General features: G+C 46.9%; 19 protein-coding genes. 12 read left to right on the top strand and 7 right to left on the bottom strand.

What is annotated here, in order from left to right; translation table 11 throughout:
• Nucleotides 1-3: 3 nt before the first annotated feature.
• Nucleotides 4-525 carry a peptide deformylase gene (def, locus tag OS145_RS01225; RefSeq protein ID WP_006954113.1) on the bottom strand — a complete coding sequence of 174 codons (522 nt, stop codon included), beginning with the start codon at nucleotides 523-525 and terminating at the stop codon, nucleotides 4-6.
• Nucleotides 526-579: 54 nt separating this feature from the next.
• Between def and dprA the strand changes: the two genes are divergently transcribed.
• The 6 genes from dprA to aroE are packed head-to-tail and all read left to right on the top strand — an operon-like array spanning nucleotide 580 to nucleotide 4,985.
• Nucleotides 580-1,623, top strand: a complete 1,044-nt coding sequence (dprA, locus tag OS145_RS01220; protein ID WP_006954111.1) for a DNA-processing protein DprA — start codon at nucleotides 580-582, stop codon at nucleotides 1,621-1,623.
• 2 nt (nucleotides 1,624-1,625) lie between these two features.
• Nucleotides 1,626-2,099, top strand: a complete 474-nt coding sequence (locus OS145_RS01215; protein WP_006954110.1) for a DUF494 family protein — start codon at nucleotides 1,626-1,628, stop codon at nucleotides 2,097-2,099.
• Nucleotides 2,100-2,120: 21 nt separating this feature from the next.
• Complete coding sequence (locus OS145_RS01210) at nucleotides 2,121-2,639, top strand: DNA topoisomerase family protein (RefSeq protein ID WP_006954109.1); 519 nt, start codon at nucleotides 2,121-2,123, stop codon at nucleotides 2,637-2,639.
• Nucleotides 2,640-2,673: 34 nt separating this feature from the next.
• Nucleotides 2,674-3,228 (top strand): L-threonylcarbamoyladenylate synthase type 1 TsaC, encoded by a 555-nt coding sequence (gene tsaC / locus OS145_RS01205; RefSeq protein ID WP_006954108.1) that lies wholly within the window; start codon nucleotides 2,674-2,676, stop codon nucleotides 3,226-3,228.
• A gap of 13 nt (nucleotides 3,229-3,241) precedes the next feature.
• The gene (hemF, locus tag OS145_RS01200; protein ID WP_040487532.1) at nucleotides 3,242-4,171 is read left to right on the top strand and encodes an oxygen-dependent coproporphyrinogen oxidase; all 930 of its coding nucleotides are present in this window, start codon (nucleotides 3,242-3,244) and stop codon (nucleotides 4,169-4,171) included.
• On the top strand, nucleotides 4,164-4,985 hold the full coding sequence (gene aroE / locus OS145_RS01195) for a shikimate dehydrogenase (protein WP_006954106.1): 822 nt from the start codon (nucleotides 4,164-4,166) through the stop codon (nucleotides 4,983-4,985). The genes hemF and aroE overlap by 8 nt, the downstream gene beginning before the upstream one ends.
• Here aroE and OS145_RS01190 read toward each other — a convergent pair.
• The gene (locus tag OS145_RS01190) at nucleotides 4,968-6,590 is read right to left on the bottom strand and encodes a VRR-NUC domain-containing protein (RefSeq protein ID WP_006954105.1); all 1,623 of its coding nucleotides are present in this window, start codon (nucleotides 6,588-6,590) and stop codon (nucleotides 4,968-4,970) included. The two genes, aroE and OS145_RS01190, sit on opposite strands and share 18 nt — an antisense overlap.
• 412 nt (nucleotides 6,591-7,002) lie before the next feature.
• On the opposite strand from OS145_RS01190, the gene polA reads away from it, so the two are divergent.
• Entirely contained in the window at nucleotides 7,003-9,777 is a 2,775-nt protein-coding gene (gene polA, locus OS145_RS01185; RefSeq protein ID WP_006954104.1) for a DNA polymerase I, read from the top strand.
• A 124-nt stretch (nucleotides 9,778-9,901) separates the two neighbouring features.
• Here the strand turns inward: polA and OS145_RS01180 are convergent, their stop codons facing one another.
• Both OS145_RS01180 and yihA read right to left on the bottom strand, forming a co-directional pair.
• Nucleotides 9,902-10,825, bottom strand: a complete 924-nt coding sequence (locus OS145_RS01180; protein WP_006954103.1) for a DMT family transporter — start codon at nucleotides 10,823-10,825, stop codon at nucleotides 9,902-9,904.
• Complete coding sequence (yihA, locus tag OS145_RS01175; protein ID WP_040487530.1) at nucleotides 10,815-11,462, bottom strand: ribosome biogenesis GTP-binding protein YihA/YsxC; 648 nt, start codon at nucleotides 11,460-11,462, stop codon at nucleotides 10,815-10,817. Before yihA ends, OS145_RS01180 begins: the two co-directional genes overlap by 11 nt.
• A gap of 194 nt (nucleotides 11,463-11,656) precedes the next feature.
• Between yihA and OS145_RS01170 the strand changes: the two genes are divergently transcribed.
• The 5 genes from OS145_RS01170 to cysE all read left to right on the top strand — a co-directional run bounded on the left by OS145_RS01170 (nucleotide 11,657) and on the right by cysE (nucleotide 15,220).
• Complete coding sequence (locus OS145_RS01170) at nucleotides 11,657-12,283, top strand: c-type cytochrome (protein ID WP_006954101.1); 627 nt, start codon at nucleotides 11,657-11,659, stop codon at nucleotides 12,281-12,283.
• 455 nt (nucleotides 12,284-12,738) lie between these two features.
• On the top strand, nucleotides 12,739-13,425 hold the full coding sequence (locus OS145_RS01165; protein WP_006954100.1) for a class I SAM-dependent methyltransferase: 687 nt from the start codon (nucleotides 12,739-12,741) through the stop codon (nucleotides 13,423-13,425).
• A gap of 56 nt (nucleotides 13,426-13,481) precedes the next feature.
• Complete coding sequence (gene yihI / locus OS145_RS01160) at nucleotides 13,482-13,937, top strand: Der GTPase-activating protein YihI (RefSeq protein ID WP_006954099.1); 456 nt, start codon at nucleotides 13,482-13,484, stop codon at nucleotides 13,935-13,937.
• A complete protein-coding gene (locus tag OS145_RS01155) occupies nucleotides 13,937-14,392 on the top strand; it encodes a DUF2489 domain-containing protein (RefSeq protein WP_006954098.1) in 456 nt (151 codons plus the stop codon). Before yihI ends, OS145_RS01155 begins: the two co-directional genes overlap by 1 nt.
• Nucleotides 14,393-14,404: 12 nt before the next feature.
• Nucleotides 14,405-15,220: a serine O-acetyltransferase gene (gene cysE / locus OS145_RS01150; RefSeq protein WP_006954097.1), complete on the top strand. Its 816-nt coding sequence runs from the start codon at nucleotides 14,405-14,407 to the stop codon at nucleotides 15,218-15,220.
• On the opposite strand, the gene OS145_RS01145 is transcribed toward cysE, so the two are convergent.
• From OS145_RS01145 to OS145_RS01135, 3 genes are all read right to left on the bottom strand, one after another.
• The gene (locus tag OS145_RS01145) at nucleotides 15,217-16,788 is read right to left on the bottom strand and encodes a methyl-accepting chemotaxis protein (RefSeq protein WP_006954096.1); all 1,572 of its coding nucleotides are present in this window, start codon (nucleotides 16,786-16,788) and stop codon (nucleotides 15,217-15,219) included. The genes cysE and OS145_RS01145 overlap by 4 nt on opposite strands.
• A gap of 144 nt (nucleotides 16,789-16,932) precedes the next feature.
• Complete coding sequence (locus OS145_RS01140; RefSeq protein ID WP_006954095.1) at nucleotides 16,933-17,139, bottom strand: cold-shock protein; 207 nt, start codon at nucleotides 17,137-17,139, stop codon at nucleotides 16,933-16,935.
• A 177-nt stretch (nucleotides 17,140-17,316) separates the two neighbouring features.
• Nucleotides 17,317-17,862 carry a hydrolase gene (locus OS145_RS01135; protein WP_006954094.1) on the bottom strand — a complete coding sequence of 182 codons (546 nt, stop codon included), beginning with the start codon at nucleotides 17,860-17,862 and terminating at the stop codon, nucleotides 17,317-17,319.
• Between the last annotated feature and the right edge of the window lie 168 nt (nucleotides 17,863-18,030).

The raw sequence follows: 18,030 nt of genomic DNA, 5'->3' as shown, positions 1-18,030 counted from the left end.
CGATTAGGCTCCAGTGCTTAATTTTTCTTGCAAACGTTGTTCTTTCTCGAGTTTCTTACGAATTCGTTCACGTTTAAGCGGTGACAAGTAATCGACGAACAGTTTGCCATCTAGGTGATCAATTTCGTGTTGCACACAGATGGCTAATAGACCTTCCGCATCCATTGAGAATCGCTCACCATTTTTATCCAACGCTTGCACGGTAATACTTTCTGCACGCTCAACTTTAGCAAAAACGTTCGGAAACGACAGGCAACCCTCCTCGTTGGTGAAATGACCCTCAGAGCGTGTAATCTCAGGGTTAATAAATACTAAGGGTTCGTTCTGATTTTCACTACAGTCAGCGACGAATAAACGTTGATGAACGTCTACTTGAGTAGCCGCTAAACCGACGCCTTGAGATTCATACATCGTCTCAAACATATCGTCAATTGTGGCGCGTAGCGCATCGTCAACCTGTTCGATAGGCTGCGCAACAGTGCGTAAGCGCTCATCGGGGTACTTAAGTACCGTTAACTTAGTCATTCCAAAATCTCCTTCGCTTTAACTACTTTTATTTTACCTTAAATTGGGGGAGGAATGACAGCCGTGCAGTATCATGAACTTGCTTTATTAATGAGTCTCAACAAAGCGCCAATCGCTGTACAGCGGGAATGTAGAGAGTCTGAGCAGCTAGAAGCGATTGAAGATCGATGTCTGCAATCGATTAAGTCGGTGCAGAGAGCTTACGTACTTCAGGCAATGCATTGGCTGGAAAACGATAACTGTGGTGTCGTGGGCTGGTTTGATGACCAATATCCCAAACTTTTAAGAACCATAGAGCGCCCGCCTATGGTGTTATTTTATAAAGGGCGTACTGAACTACTATCCCAAGCGAGTGTCGCCATGGTCGGTAGTCGAAAGGCGAGTCACTATGGTATTCAGGTTACCGATCAGCTTGCTCGGGAATGCGCGCAATCAGGGTTAGCTGTTGTGAGTGGCTTAGCGATGGGCATCGATGCGGCGGCGCATCGCGCAGCGTTAGACTATGGGGCGACCATCGCGGTATTAGGCACCGGCATCGATCAAATCTATCCGCGTAGAAATCGAGAGCTCTATGAGTTGATCAGCCATCAGGGGTTAATCATCAGTGAGTTTTCACCAGGCACGCCGGCACGCATGGATCATTTTCCGCGTCGCAACCGTATTATAAGTGGAATGTCGAAAGGTGTCGTTGTGATTGAAGCCGCACGACGCAGTGGGTCCATTTCTACCGCATTGTCTGCGTTGCGAGAAGGACGTGAAGTGGGTGCGGTTCCGAACAGCGTTTTTGCTAAGTCGCAGGAAGGGTGTCACTGGTTGTTGAAAGAGGGTGCTCATTTGATCACGTGTGCAAGTGATATCTTGTCTTGGTTTGACATCAGTGCGAGTGAACCGAGTCAGCAAACAAGATGTACAATTCCTAAACACTTGGCAAACAATCCATTGTTCGCTAATGTGAGCAATGACCCAGTGAGTTTAGATGAGCTGGTTGAACGAACGGGGTTATCGGTTGCTGAGGTAAGCGAACAATTATTATTACTTGAGCTTGAAGGACTGATTACAGCAATTCCGGGTGGTTACATAAAAGTGGGGAGGCGCTAACCATGTTTGATATCCTCATGTACTTGTTTGAGAACTATATACATTCCGACTCTGAAGTTGTGGTTGACCACGATGAGTTGACGGACGAACTCGCCCGGGCCGGATTCCATCGGCAAGAAATCCAAAAGGCGTTAGCGTGGCTTGAACGTTTGGCGGATTTACAGGAAACAGAGGCTAAGACCTATCTCAACGTCACACCTGTTGCTTCAATGCGGGTCTATACGGAAATTGAGTGCAGTCGGTTAGATACTCAATGTCGTGGATTTTTAACTTATCTCGAAAACCTGGGCGTATTGGATTTTAGTACCCGAGAAATGGTCGTTGATAGAGTGATGGAGCTTGAAACCAGTCGATTTAGTCTCGACGATCTCAAGTGGGTTGTGCTTATGGTATTATTTAACCTACCAGGGCGTGAAGCGGCCTACGATAAGATGGAAGGTTTGCTATTTGAGGAGCCGGAGGGGCCGCTGCACTAATCTACTTAAGGATATAGAGTCATGCAGGCGTGTCCGAAATGCGGCCGAGAGCTGGTTGTAAAGCACAAAGGTCAGCAGAGTTTTTTGGGGTGCAGTGGCTACCCCGATTGTGAGTATACCCAAGGGCTTCGCGAACAATCAGAGATTGAGCCGGAGAGCTTGGGTGTGCCTTGTCCCCAGTGCGGCAATGACTTGCAGTTAAAAAGCGGACGGTTTGGGCTTTTTGTTGGTTGCAGCAATTATCCAGACTGTGACTTTATTGCAGAAGATCCAACTCAACGAGAACAGGATTCGGTTCCGTGTCCGGAGTGTGAAAAGGCTGGTCGAACAGGTCGAGTTGTTGCAAAGACAGGTCGTTCGGGTAAACAGTTTTTCTCTTGTGATCAATTTCCCACCTGCGATTTTTCGTTGCCTTTACCTCCCGTTAATGAAGCCTGTCCCGAGTGTGACTTCCCCTTGTTAATGCGAAAGCGTAGTCAGGGTTCCGAGCGCCTTGTTTGTCCGCAAAAGCACTGCGACTACCGCTCCAAGCCGCTATAATAAGTCCAGTTTTTAGTTTTAGAGAGGAACTCCAGTGTCAGCACTTGATATTGAATCAGCGCGTTCGGCGCTATTAAACGGTGTAATCGCATACCCAACCGAAGCAGTATTCGGTTTAGGTTGCGATCCACGTAACGAGGAAGCGATCCGCAAGATTCTAACCTTAAAAGAACGCCCTGAGGACAAAGGGCTTATTCTAATCGCCGCTGACTATAGCCAATTGACACCTTATGTTAAAGATTCGGCAATTGGTCAGGATAAGCGCTTTAGCGTGCTATCACATTGGCCTGGCCCGGTGACATTGATCCTTCCCGCACGCGATACGGTTTCACCACTGCTGACCGGTGGACGAGATACCATTGCAGTGCGTGTTACAGCCTATGAGCCCGTGCGAGAGCTTTGTCGCAAGCTAGGTACTGCATTAGTATCTACTAGCGCCAACCCAAGCGGTGAAGAGCCGGCTAGAACAGCTCAAGAAGTGAGTGGTTACTTCGGTGATGAAGTCGATTGGGTTTGGGATGAAAAAACAGGTGGCGCAGAGCAACCCTCTAAAATCATCGATCCATTTAATAACACCGTATTGAGGTAAGGTTTTTGTCATGATGGAACAGACTATGTTGCAGCCGGTATTGAATTACCTGCTCAGCTTGCAAGATAGTATTTGCCAACAATTGGAAACTGTTGATGGTGGTGGACGCTTCCAACAGGATGAGTGGCAGCGGGAGCAAGGTGGTGGCGGTCGTTCTCGAGTTATGAAAGAGGGCGAAACGTTTGAACAGGCCGGCGTGGGCTTCTCGCATGTATACGGTGAACAGCTGCCTAAGAGTGCAACGGCGCACCGGCCCGAACTTGAAGGTCGTGACTTCAATGCCTGCGGCGTGTCTTTGGTTATTCATCCACGTAACCCCCATGTACCGACCGTTCATCTTAACGTCCGGTTCTTTATTGCCGAAAAGGAAGGTGAAGACCCCGTTTGGTGGTTTGGTGGAGGCTTTGACTTAACACCTTATTACCCCTACACCAACGATTGCATTGAGTGGCATAAAAAAGCCAAAGCATCGCTCGATAAAGTAGACCCTGCACTCTATGACAAATACAAAGTTTGGTGTGATGATTACTTTTATTTGAAACATCGAAATGAAGCGCGTGGCATCGGCGGTATTTTCTTTGACGACTTGAACGACCGTTCGTTTGACGAGGCGTTTGATGTAATCAAAGCGGTTGGCGATGCCTTTTGTGAAGCTTACGTGCCTATCGTAGAACGTCGCAAAAAAACTGAATACTCAGAGCATCAACGTCAATTTCAATTGTATCGCCGTGGTCGTTATGTTGAATTTAATCTAGTCTGGGATCGAGGCACCTTGTTTGGCTTACAAACCGGTGGTCGAACCGAGTCAATTCTGATGTCGATGCCGCCGTTAGTGCGGTGGGAGTATGACTGGCAACCGCAGCCTGATTCAGCCGAGGCCGCATTGACGGAATACTATTTGTTACCGCGGGATTGGGCCGCCATGGACTATGTTAATGAGTGATAAGTTAGGCGTTTTCGGTAATCCAATTAAACACAGTCTGTCGCCGAGAATACATTGCTTATTTGCTGAGCAAACCGGGCGCAGTGTTGATTACCAGCGTCTATTAGTCAGCCCTCACGGTTTTCCTAAAGCGGTAGCTCGGCAATTTTCGCAAGGCTTAGCTGGCGCCAATGTAACAGTACCATTTAAACAGGTGGCGTATCAGCTTGTAACTCAACATATGGGTTCTGCGGCACACAGCGGTGCCGTTAATACGCTTATTAGCGCGCCTCATGGTGGCCTGATCGGTGCCAATACCGATGGCGACGGGCTAGTCGCCGCGCTCAAGTCGAAAGGTGTCAGTTTAGCGGGGCGCCGCATTCTCTTGCTTGGGGCCGGCGGTGCGAGTCGCGGTGTCATGCCAGCGCTTAATGCCGAGAAGCCAGATGTGATTTGGGTGTGGAACCGCACAGTGGAGCGTGCCGAGCAACTTGCTTCGCTATTTAATTCGGCGCGGGTGTTGCGGCATTGGTCCGATGCGCATAAACCTGACCTCATCATTAATGCAACCAGTGCAAGTTTGTTCGGCGAGTCGTTATCACTTCCCGAACATGTCATTGATGCCGATACCCTTGGTTATGACATGGTTTACAGCCGTGATGCGACGGTTTTTCAAAGTCAGTTCAAGGCATCCGGTGGTGGTGTTTGTTTTGATGGTTTAAGAATGCTCGTGGAACAAGCGGCGGTCAGCTTTAGCCTTTGGTTTTCCTGTGACAAACCAAAAACCGAAGCCATCTATCATCAGTTGCGTAATGAGTTAGCCAAGCTTGACTAATGCGAGGTTGGCATTCACACCGATCTCGTTAAGTGCTCTCAGCCAACGGATTTGATTTGGGCGTAATGTGTCGCCTGGACCTTTAACTTCGATCAGCATGACCTGTTTATCGCGATACAACCATAAGTCGGGAAAGCCGGCGCGATTGTTGTGTACGTCGCGAGCGATACGCTCAAAAATAGCCGCCCATTGCTGACCTTGGAGGCGTAACCACCAATCTGTGAGCGCACTCTTATCAACACCGGGCCAGTAAATAAACGGATTCGCGAGGCCTATTTTTTCATCAATAACCTGAGTAATACGTTGCGTTACGGTGTCGGGGCTGTGCTTGATTTCATCAAGTCGTTTCTTTATTAACGCTTCGCGACGATGATAAAACTCATGACTATTGAGATCTCTGGGGCCTCGCTGAAACGGGTGAACAAAGGCCCCCTCGATATCTTCAAATATGATATCCCAAAAAAGAATGCCAAATAGTGTTTGTGGGATTGCGTTTTCGTGGTGTGCACCCTGCCAACCTTGCTGCTCAAAGTGAGTTAAGGTTTCTGCTTCTATTGAGGTTCCCCTCGATGCAAAGCTTAAATGGTACTTTTCAGGCTCGATTTGCTGTGCCTTAGGCTCAGCAAACCAACGTGACAATAATTGCTCAGCAATGGCGTGCTCTGGGTCGTTCCATGGGTCCTTTGCTATTTGATTTAGGGTCGAATAAGCCTGCTTATTGTTACCTTGCTTCCTATAAATTCTTGCCATTCGTTCGCGGGCAGGGGGGCGAAATGACTGCTGATAAATCTTTAGAGCATCGTCGAGTGCATCGGCTCGTTCACAGTCCCGCGCGAGCTTATTGCAGAGCCGGCTATAGGCGCCTCGAAACTTCTTCCATCCTTGATGATTTGCTGCGCGTTTATACCAGTCGCGGATAATAGGTATACGCTCAGTTAAGCCTTCTGTATCGGAGTAACGCTGGCGAAACGCGCTCATCGCATGGTAGTTAGCAACATCCTCAGAACTATTGAATAAGCTTTTAGGTCGAATCGTGTAGGTTTCATAACGAACATGACCGAGTGCTGTCTTAATAAACTCGGTGAGATCTTGATGCGCGTTGCCAAAAAATAGTAGCGATAGGCGATCAAAGTTCGCTTGTTGTGTTAACGCATACCATTGCAGTTGAGCTGCGACTGGCCATGGCGTTGGACATGCCCGTAATGCCTCGAGAATGTCGGCTTTCTTAGCCGATGCAGAGAGCGTGCAGCCGTTTTCTCGCGCCAACTGCAGTAGTTCGGCGCGCTTTAACAGCTCAAGTCCTTCAGGACTATCAATCTCATGATATACGTTCAGCCAGCCCTCACGCTCAAGCGCGGTGACTGCTCGATCGAGGTTGATTTCAGAGTAACTTAGGGCATCCTCCCGAAATTGTTGACCGCGGCGACTCGATAACCGGATCCATAGTTTTTGTGCGTCAGTGTTGAGTGACTCATAGCGTGCGAGTGTCAGCCGTGTCTCTTCATCCAACAGCGTATCGTGGTGGTGTCGCACCCAACGCAAGATAGTATTGAAGTTCTGCCAATAGTAATCGGGCTGATCAACATCAGCGGGTTCCCAACGCATTGAATTCTCGATATATAAGTTAGTCGATTATAAAGGTACGCTTAGTTTGGAAGAAAAGAGTATAAAAAAACCGACAGTGTGACTAGACCTTGTCTCATTTTGTGGTAGTCTACTTAGTCTGCTCGATTCGACATGTAGTCTGGCCTCGAAAAATCGGGTAGCAAAAATAAGTTTCCACAGCGAAACAAATAATAAGAAGTAGGGCACATAGGGTAGCCCGCCGTTTAAAAATCCCTTTTTAAATCAAGTAGTTACAACCAATCGAACACACGATAACCATTTGGTTCTATTCGTGGGGCGAGCTATTGTCAACAGATTTATCCACAGCGTATCCACATTGACTGACTAGCCTTGTTTCAGCGCCTATGGCATCCTTAGCCTATTAATTTTTAGATCAGCGAGAATCGCATTCATGGCGCAGACAGTACCTGAAAATCCTTTCATTTTAGTCGATGGCTCCTCGTATTTATTTCGAGCTTTTCATGCTCCGCCACATTTGACCAACTCAGCCGGAGAACCCACGGGTGCAGTTTATGGCGTCGTTAATATGCTGCGCAGCTTGCTTAAGCGTTACAAGCCGTCGCATATGGCGGTGGTATTCGATGCCAAAGGCAAGACGTTTCGCAGCGATATCTATGATGAATATAAAGCTCATCGTCCGCCAATGCCGGACGATTTGCGCACGCAAATTGAACCCTTACATGCCATTGTTAAGGCAATGGGGTTGCCATTATTGTGTGTTGAGGGCGTCGAAGCGGATGATGTGATTGGCACGCTGGCCAAGCAAGCTGGCGATAAGGGTCGATTTACGCTGATAAGCACCGGCGACAAGGATATGGCGCAACTGGTTAATGATCATGTCATGTTGATTAATACCATGACAGATACGTTGCTTGATGAGTCAGGCGTGATCGAGAAATTTGGTGTAAAACCGAACCAAATTATCGACTACTTGGCGTTGATGGGCGATAGCTCAGATAATATTCCGGGTCTTCCCAAGGTTGGTGAGAAAACAGCGCAGGCGATGCTTCAAGGTATTCCGAGTATCGATAAGATTTACGAAGATATAAATGCGGTGACAGAATTGGGCTTTCGCGGCGCTAAATCAATGCCGAAGAAGTTGGAAGAATTCAAAGACCAACTGTTGATGTCGCGTGAGTTGGCGACTATCAAGTGTGATGTTGAGCTCGAATGTGCACCCGATGCGTTAACGATTGAACCGGCTGACACGGATCAGCTACAAACGCTGTATGGCAAAATGGAATTCCGTCGTTGGCTTAATGAGCTGTTAGAAACTGGCGCGGCAACGGATCAAGCCTTAGGCGAAGCGAGTCCTGCCGAAGAGCAAAGCGAACAGTTCAGTGTTAACCGCGACGCGTACAAGACGTTATTTAATGAAGAAGAAGTCTCTGATTATATTGAGCAATTAAAATCAGCTGAGGTCATCGCGTTTGATACCGAGACAACGAGCCTTAACTACATGGAAGCGCAACTCGTCGGCGTTTCGTTTTCAATAGCGGAAGGCGAAGCGGTTTACATACCGGTGGCGCATGATTACGTCGGGGTCGAAAAGCAAGTCGATCGTGACTGGTTGTTAAAAGTCTTAAAACCACTACTTGAAGATTCCAGTATCGCTAAAGTAGGTCAGAATCTTAAGTACGATGCGCACATTCTGCGTCGTTACGGTATTAAACTTCGTGGTATCAAGAATGACACCATGTTGGCGTCGTACGTTTTTAATAGTGTTGGTTCGCGTCACGACATGGACACGCTCAGCCTTCAATACTTGAACCATAAGCCGATTAAGTTCGAAGAGATTGCGGGGAAAGGAGCAAAACAGCTTACCTTTAACCAAATTGAGCTGGCGCAGGCAGCACCTTATGCTGCGGAAGATGCCGATATTACGTTGCGGTTGCATCATATTTTATGGGACAAAGTCCACCAGACAGGTGAGCAGCTCGCCTCTGTGTTAACCGATATTGAGGTGCCTCTGGTCAGTATTCTAACCGACATGGAAGAATACGGCGTAAAAGTTGATGCTGAAATGCTCGGTAAACAGAGTGAAGAGATTGCTAACAAGCTCGATGAACTTGAGCAAAAGGCCTTTGAAATTGCCGGTGAAGAATTCAACCTCGGTTCTCCGAAACAACTGCAGCAAATTTTGTTTGAAAAGCTTGAGCTTCCGGTCATCAAAAAAACACCGAAAGGCGCACCGTCGACCGCCGAGGAAGTCCTGCAGGAGCTTGCGCATGATTATCCACTGCCGGATGTGATTTTGCAGCATCGTAGCTTGGCTAAATTGAAATCGACCTACACCGATAAATTACCGCGTATGATTAACCCAGATACTGGGCGTGTGCATACTTCGTATCAGCAAGCTGTCGCCGCAACGGGTCGATTGTCATCCACTGAACCTAACTTACAGAATATCCCTATTCGTACGCCCGAAGGCCGCCGTGTTCGCCAAGCGTTTGTGGCTGAGGAAGGCTTTACGGTTGTAGCTATCGACTATAGTCAGATAGAGCTCAGAATTATGGCGCATTTATCGCAAGATGCCTCGTTGCTAAGAGCCTTTGCCCAAGGGCAGGACATCCACCGTGCGACGGCCAGTGAAGTGTTTGGTTGTAGCTTAGAGGAAGTCACTGATGAACAGCGCCGCCGAGCTAAAGCGGTTAACTTTGGTTTGATATACGGTATGTCTGCGTTTGGGTTATCGCGCCAACTTGATATTCCTCGACATGAAGCGCAAGCCTACATGGACAAGTATTTTGAGCGTTTCCCTGGTGTTTTAGAGTATATGGAAAATACCCGTGAAACAGCGAAGAAGCAGGGTTATGTATCGACGCTTTTTGGCCGTCGCTTACCGCTTCCAGAAATCAAAGCATCTAATGGTGCTCGTCGCAAAGCAGCCGAGCGCGCAGCGATTAATGCACCGATGCAAGGTACCGCGGCCGACATCATTAAGCGAGCAATGATTAAGGTAGGCGACTGGATCGATGAAAAAGGTTGTCAGTCAGATGTTCGGATGCTGATGCAGGTGCACGACGAATTAGTTTTTGAAATTCGTACAGAACATGCCGAGAGTTATGCCAAAGCCCTTGCTGATGTGATGGGTGAGGCGGCTGACTTGGATGTGCCACTGCTTGCTGAGTATGGCTTTGGCGCAAACTGGGATGAGGCGCATTAATTTTTTTGAGAAATTTTGAACTTTCTTAATTAGGGCGACTCTGAATAAGTGAAGGCGAGAGGTAAGCCTTCAAAAATTTGTTCTCCCTGGATTGTTTTTAGCCCGGCCTTTTGGTCGGGCTTTTTTATTTGTTTTTCTGCGGGATACCTGCAAGTCCGCTACGACCACGGCGGTTAGCAAACCAAACACCGATTAAAATAGCGAGCATGCCTAAACCGTGCTGCAGAAAGAAGGGCTCGCCATCAAGCACTCCCAGCATCATAGCGACAATGGGAATCAAGTAAGTCACCGAGCTGGTGAACACAGTGTTGGTCAGCTGTACCACATAATTGAAAATGATCAATGCACCGGCGGTGCCTACAATTCCTAGTACGAGTACGGCGGTCAGTGAAAGTGGCGCGTCAGATCGTTGTGTATGGGCTAAAAAGTCAGTACCTAAAAATAAGAAGATCGCTGCTGGAATACTGGCCATAAGGAGTGATACGCCCGTAATCGTTAGCGGCTTTAGGTCGGCAATTTTATGTTTAATTAGATTTAAGTTAATGCCGTAGCATACGGTCGCAAGCATGACTAATAACGCATAGCTATTAAACGTAAAGGAGCCATTTGCGGTTGCGGTAATCAACAATACGGTGCCAACCAAACCAATGACGATACCCACCCACTGTGCCCAGCGAGCTGACTGGCTAAACAGCAATACGCCAATCACGAGCGTCGATATGGGGGTTAACGCGTTTAATACACCCGTAACACCGCTTTGTAGCTGAGTTTGTGCGATAGCAAACATAAAGGCAGGTATGAAACTGCCTACTAAACCCACGCATGCCAGTTTAAGCCAATGTTTACGCGAAATTTGTCGCAATTTCGGTAGAATTAAAGGTGTTAGAACAATGCCCGCTGAGGCGATACGCAAGGCACCCACCTCAAGTGCAGTAAAGGCAATCAGTCCCTTTTTAATAAGTAAAAATGAACTGCCCCAAATGAGTGCTAAAAGACCCAGCAATAGCCATGCTTTTAGCGGCGGATTTTCTGAGGTGCTATGAGTCATCGCTTTGCACAAAGTTATCGTCTACAGGAGATTCGCCTAAAAACCATTGGTCGAGTTTATTCTCGAGTTGATCAATACCGAACTTTTTAAGAGAAGAAAACACCTCAACTTGAACATCACCATTAAAGGCAATCGCTGCTTGGCGCGCTTTTAGTAACGTCGACTTTCGAGCACCTTGTTTGAGTTTATCGGCCTTGGTTAATAGGGCCAATACTGGGATACCGCAATCCACCGCCCAATAAATCAGCTCTTGATCGGTCTCACGAAACGGATGGCGAATATCCATCAGCACGACCAAGCCTTTGAGCGAATCACGCTTTTCTAAGTACTCGGACAGTGAACGTTGCCACTGCTCTTTGACCTCCATGGGAACCTTGGCAAAGCCATAACCTGGTAAATCAATTAAGCGTTGACCGGTTGCGGTTTCAAAGACGTTAATTAATTGCGTTCGCCCAGGTGTCTTGCTGGTCCGCGCTAAGTTGCGTTGACGCGTGAGCGTGTTCAACGCACTGGATTTCCCGGCGTTTGACCGGCCGGCGAAAGCGATCTCGATACCACTATCCTCCGGCAACTTGCGTATATTAGGGGCACTGGTAATAAAGGTAGCTGTTTGATAATTGATGCGCTTTTCTGACACGACAGGCTCACTTGCTTGTAAAATGTTCACTAATGCGCCGTATTATGAAGCATCTGTACACTTTCTCCAACGCTGAATTGCATAAACAATGTGCATTAGACGTTTAATCGTGCGTTGTTTTGTGTAAAATAAGCTACCGTTAGATGCGATCGGTTCAGGCACGAGGGTGCCTCACAGAGACAAGAGAAGCAGACATGAAAAAATTCGCGATCATTCTAGGATTGTTTATTAGTTCGACCAGCGTTGCGATGGCGCAACAGGGTGATGTCGAAGCAGGGAAACAAAAGTCTCAGGTATGTGCAGCATGTCACGGACCTAACGGCGTTTCCCCCTCAGATATGTATCCCAACTTAGCAGGTCAACATCCCAAGTACATCTATAAGCAGTTGATGGACTTCAAAACCGCCTCTGAAACAGGCGGTGAACAAGGTCGTAACAATGCTATCATGATGGGCCAAGTTGCTAACTTGTCGGAACAGGACATGAAAGACTTAGCCGCTTATTTTGCAGCACAAGATCCTGCAAAAGGTGATACCCCAGAGGACCTGATCGCTAAAGGCTCAGATCTATTCCGTCGCGGTAACCCAGAGACAAATATTCCATCATGTGCGGGTTGTCACGGACCACGCGGTAACGGTATGGGTCTTGCGGCTTTTCCTGATATTTCAGGCCAGCATCCGGCGTACGTTATTTCTCAATTAGAAAATTTCCGTAGCGGTAAGCGCGCCAATGATCCTAATGGCATGATGCGCGGTGTCGCTGCAAAAATGACCGATGAAGAGATGAAGTTGCTCGCTGAGTACTTACATGGTCTGTATTAATAAGTGATTTTAATTCTGAAGGGTGGCGTTGATGCCACCCTTTTTTATTTCATTTGTTATATTTTTATGCATTTTTTACGTCTTATAAACAAAAATGTTATAAAAAAATGAATTTTTAGAGCGATAAAATCATTGAACTCATCCGTATAAATACGTAGTCTGTAAAGCGTCCGAGGGAGATACTGTCTTCCCAGACAAAAATAATAAGAAGACTGTTTTAAAACAGCGATAAAAATCGATACACAAAAATAACAATAAATCGATTCTGGATTTCGTTTCGCAAAAACAATAATAATTGAATAGAAATCCAGGGAGTAAAACGTAGTATTGGTTGCTCCTTTCAATAATAACAACAACTAGAAAACTAGGTTACGGAAGACCGAGACAACAACTCGGAAGCAGTGACAACCATTCTCATAGTTGCAGTGCGCTGCCAAATATGAGAAATAAAGGCGATGGAAACATCGCCTTTTTTCTTTTCTAAAGAGCCTATTATGTTGTTATGCCCACTATGTCACGCTTCTAGTTCATTCTATGCACGCGATAAAAGACGAGACTTTCATCAGTGTAGGCAGTGTAGACTCGTATTTGCTGATCCAGCAACTCATGTCGATCGAGAAGAAGAAAAGCGGTTATATGAAACACATGAGAACGATCCGCTTGACCCTCGTTATAGGGCTTTTTTAAATCAACTGTGGCAGCCACTGCAAAAAGTGTGTAGAGATTCCGGCTATCGAACAGCACTTGATTTTGGTTCCGGTCCAGGCCCAACTTTACATCTAATGATGGAAGAGTCGGGTCTTAATGCACGTCATTACGATCCTATCTATTCACCCGATGAAATACTGTTGAGTCATAGCTATGATGTGGTTACATGCACCGAGGTTATCGAGCACTTTTTCTACCCACAACGAGAATTTGCACAGTTACGTCGTTTAGTTAAACCGGGCGGTACGCTAGCGACGATGACAAAGCCCTATGTGTCCGCGGAACGGTTTCCCAACTGGCATTACAAAAATGACCTCACCCATGTGTCGTTCTTTAATGACGAGACATATCGGTATATCGCTGAGCAGTTCGGATTTCGAGTCGAGCGAATCACAAATGAAGTAACCTTCTTTCGTTGCATTAAATCCTGCTGATTACAAGCGTGCTATGCGTTACAATAGGCACAACTTTATGAAATAAGGAGTCGGCTATGACTCGTAAGAAGAAAACACGCAAAACCGGTCCTCTGGCGCCGTCGAAAGCGCCCAAAGAAAAGCGCCAAGTTGAAAACCTATCTCGCGGTAAGAAAAAGGGTAAAGGACAGCCTGCGGGCAAACGTCATAGTGAACCTAAGCGGGAGCAACAGTCCGGTCAACACAACGAACTGCAAACGGATCCGCGAAAGGGAAGTAAACGTAAGATCGAATTGGTGCCTGTTGCTTCGGCAACGGCTGAAACGGCGCTATCGCCTCAACAAGAGCTTGAACAATTGCAAAGTGATTTACGATTGCAGGAGTTGGTTGAGCGTTTTGAGCAAGGCGAAGTGCTATCAAATGACGATCAACGTTATCTCGACGAGCAGTCTGAACGCTACGAAAAGCTAGCAAGTCAGCTAGGTCTCGATCTTGACGATGATGACGATGAGTGGGATGACGAGGAGTATTGATGTCTACATTAGCGATCATTTTATACATACTAGGTGTCATTGTTATCGTGGGGTTAGCTGTCTATGCGGTGACCTTGCTGAAGCGTTTACGCTATCAAAACCAGCTTCGCCAACAGGCTGTTAAGAAGCGTGTCGATCGTATTGATGAGAGCATTATCACAATTGCCAAGGGCATGCAGCAAGATCAATGTCCACTGTCGGAGGGATGTTTGCGTATTGTTGTGCTGCTGGATCATCGTCCTGAATCGACGGAGTATGACTACTCGAAAGATTATCCTGCAATGCATGATATGTACGAGCGAATCAAACATATGCCGACGCACGAAAACCGTAAAAAGTTTCCTAAGCAAAAGATTAAGGAACTTGATAAAGAGCGTGAGGGTTATGAGGTTGAGTTGAAAGACGTTATTTTAGCTGACGTCGAGAAATTGTTACGCGAGTTTCCCACTCGGTAAAAGGAAGCGCCGATGTTATTTAAAGGCATTCGAGAAGATATAAAAAGCGTCTATAGTCGCGATCCAGCGGCCCGCAACGCCTTTGAAATACTCTTTAATTATCCTGGATTACACGCGATTTGGCTGCATCGATTCAGCCATCGCTTGTGGATGTTAAAACTCTATTGGTTGGCTCGTTTTATTTCTAATCTTGGGCGCTGGTTTACTGGGGTTGAGATTCATCCAGGCGCCAAAATTGGACGGCGATTCTTTATCGATCATGGTATGGGTGTAGTCATCGGTGAAACGGCGGAGATAGGCGATGACGTGACTTTGTATCATGGCGTGACTCTAGGCGGAACGTCTTGGAACAAAGGTAAACGGCATCCGACGTTAAAAAATGGCGTAGTCATCGGGGCGGGTGCAAAGGTATTAGGTCCGTTAACGGTTGGAACTGAAGCTCGAATCGGTTCAAATGCTGTAGTGGTCCGTGATGTACCTGAAGGTGCCACCATGGTTGGTATTCCTGCGCGCGTTGCTAAGTCAGGTCAAGACAAAGAAACAAACGAGCGAAGAGCGAAGATGGCAAAAGCTTATGGCTTTGATGCTTACGCTATCGCAGCTGATAACCCCGATCCAGTGGCAACAGCCATTGGTCGAATGCTCGATCATGTACACGTATTGGATCAAAAGGTCTCGGATTTGTGTCAAGCAGTCAACCGGTTAGGCGGTGACGTCTGTGGTGAATTGCCTGAAGTCGAGATGGATGACGTGGCGTTTCTGGAAGAAAAACAACGTGCTGCACAACAGCGCGAAGCGCAGCACGAAAGTAAGCACGAAGCAGACTAATTTTTCAGATTGAAGCGCTCAATAAGCTCGTATAATTCATACGATGTGCGCTTCAAGTCATCACTGGATTTTTGAGTACTTTCTGATGTTTGCTCGGTTTGACGAGCAATTTCGGCAATTTCTGAGAGCTGTTGGTTGATGTGTTCTGCAACGCCTGATTGTTGTTCCACGGCTGAGGCCATTTGCGTAGACATATCTGCAATTTGCTCAATAGAGGATGATATCTGCGACAACGCGTTATCTGCGCGCTTCACTTTATCGACACCTTCTGCCGCCGATTTTTCGCCTTGCTGGGATACCGTGACCGCCTCTTTAGCGCGGCCGCGTAATTGGTTGATAACGTTGTGAATACTATCGGTCGACTCTGAGGTTCGGCGAGCGAGGTTACGAACTTCGTCCGCGACCACGGAAAAGCCTCGCCCATGTTCGCCCGCACGCGCAGCTTCAATCGCCGCATTCAATGCCAACAGATTGGTTTGTTCGGCAATCGATGAAATCAGATCGGCGGCTTCGCCAATTTCAGCGGTCGAGGCATCAAGCGCTTCCACGGTTTGTGCTATCTGCTTAACCGCTTCATGCAGTTCGACAATGACCGCACTCGCTTGACGCGCAAGATTTACACTTTCATCGGTATTCTGCTTCGCGCTATCCGCTTGTTCTGCGTTTTGCTCAACGGTTGCCGCCACCTGTTGAATGGTCGTCGACATCTCGTTCATCGCAGCCGCTGTTTGGTCGGTGGCTTGAGTTTGACGTTGCACGTGCTCGTTCGACGTCTTGGCTTGTTGACTTGTATCATCAGCAACCCGAAGTAAACGCCCAACAGCATCTTTTATTCGTGCTAATGCTGTTCGGTTGCGCGCGCCTTCACTGAGTAACATCAGTGATAACTGAGCTTCTCGACCTTGAGCGTTAAAGTAAGTGCTACCGACTAGCTCATCATGAAACGCCTCGGGTCGGATATCCAACATACGTTGCATGATAGAAGATACGTAGCGCGCATACCACAACCCACTTACTGCCATTGCAGCAAAAGTTGTTGCGCCGGCCTGCCAAGATCCAAACAGCGAAGCCGCGATAGTTGCAGCAATACCCGGTACGATAACCGGTAGCAAGTCGCGTAGTGCGTAAAACGTGCTTGTCGCTAGAGGCACCGGGCGTTTGCCTTGATTTATGCGCTGGTAAATAGTCATTGCGCGTATTTTACGCTCATCGGAGGTTTTTACCCGCACCGACTCAAAGCCAGCGGGTTTTCCGTCATGAATAATGGGTGTTACATACGCGCTTACCCAATAGTGGTCGCCATTTTTACATCGATTTTTAACCAGTCCCATCCATGGCTGGCCTTTCTTAATGGTTCGCCACATATTTTCAAAGACAATAGCGGGCATATCGGGATGACGTAAAATGTTATGCGGCGAACCAATTAATTCTGCTCGGGTATAGCCGCTGACTTCTACAAAATCGTCATTGCAATGGGTAATGACACCCTTGCGATCGGTCGATGAGATGAGGCGATACTCATCCGGAATATGTCGTTCTTTTTGAGTGATGGGTCCGTTATCTTTCATAATATCCCTTTTAACTTGATATACATCAAGGATATACGATTATCGGAAAAATAAAAAAAATCTTTAGGAAGCGTGAAAGGTTTTGGGGCTGGAAATAAAAAACGCCGCTAAAAAGCGGCGTTTAGAATTCTTTTTAAACGTAGATTACATAGGAACTACGTTTTCTGCTTGAGGACCTTTAGGACCTTGAGCAACAGTGAAAGAAACTTGTTGGCCTTCAGCTAAAGTTTTGAAACCGTCAGCTTGGATTGCACTGAAGTGAACGAAAACGTCTGCGCCGTTTTCTTGTTCGATGAAACCAAAGCCTTTAGCTTCGTTGAAAAACTTAACTTTACCAGTAGTAGTAGACATGCTGATCTTCCTCGTAATGCATGTGAATTAAAAATGCTCAGAAATTGGTATTACTTGGACTTACAAAACGAGGTACAGCAAAGAAGGACTTCGTACACAAATCTCAAAACAATAGCCGAATTTCATCAGCGATCATCAGTATATACCCTTGTTTAGGTCTGTCAATTAAACTCGGGCTTATTTTAGCCAGTTTTTGCTGATGTGTCGGAACGTGTCGGTCCCTGACTTTTCTAACCACTCAAAGGCAACCATTTCTGAAGTCACGATCTGTACGCCTGCTTCACGCATCCGCGCAATCGCGGTGTCTTTATCATTAGGACGGCGAGAACCGACTGTATCTGTGGGCAAGAACACTTGATAGCCTTGTGCAACAAGGTCCAGCGCCGTTTGCATGACACACACATGGGTTTCCATACCCATGATTACAATTTGCTTTTTGTCGTATTCTTTAACCACATCTTGAAACGTTGATTCACGCCAGGCGCTAAAATGTGTCTTCTCGACAACGCGTGCGACTTCGATAATTTCTGCCAATGCAGAGACCGTATAGCCTAATCCCTTTGGATATTGCTCGGTAATTAGTACGGGAACGTCAAGTTGCAAACCGATCTCTCCCAGCCAACGCATTCTAGAAGTCACAATATCGCGTTGGTGAATCGCTGGTGTAATGCGTTCCTGAGCATCGACAACCAAAATAATTGAATCATCACGTTTTAACAGCATACGACTGACCTTAATTCTCAATGTTTGAACTCATACTACCGAAAAGGTGTGTGATGTACATAGTGCTTTGGTCGCAACGGGGTTCGCTAACGGTCAAAAAAACCGCAGAATATTTGCAGTTTTGTCCCCTGATCGCTACAATTTCGGCCTTTTCAGCCCCCTCTCTTT

This window comes from Idiomarina baltica OS145 (assembly GCF_000152885.1).
In the GTDB taxonomy this organism is placed as follows: domain Bacteria; phylum Pseudomonadota; class Gammaproteobacteria; order Enterobacterales; family Alteromonadaceae; genus Idiomarina; species Idiomarina baltica.
The sequence above is the reverse complement of the archived record's forward strand: the minus strand, read 5'-3'. Positions and strand labels throughout refer to the sequence as shown.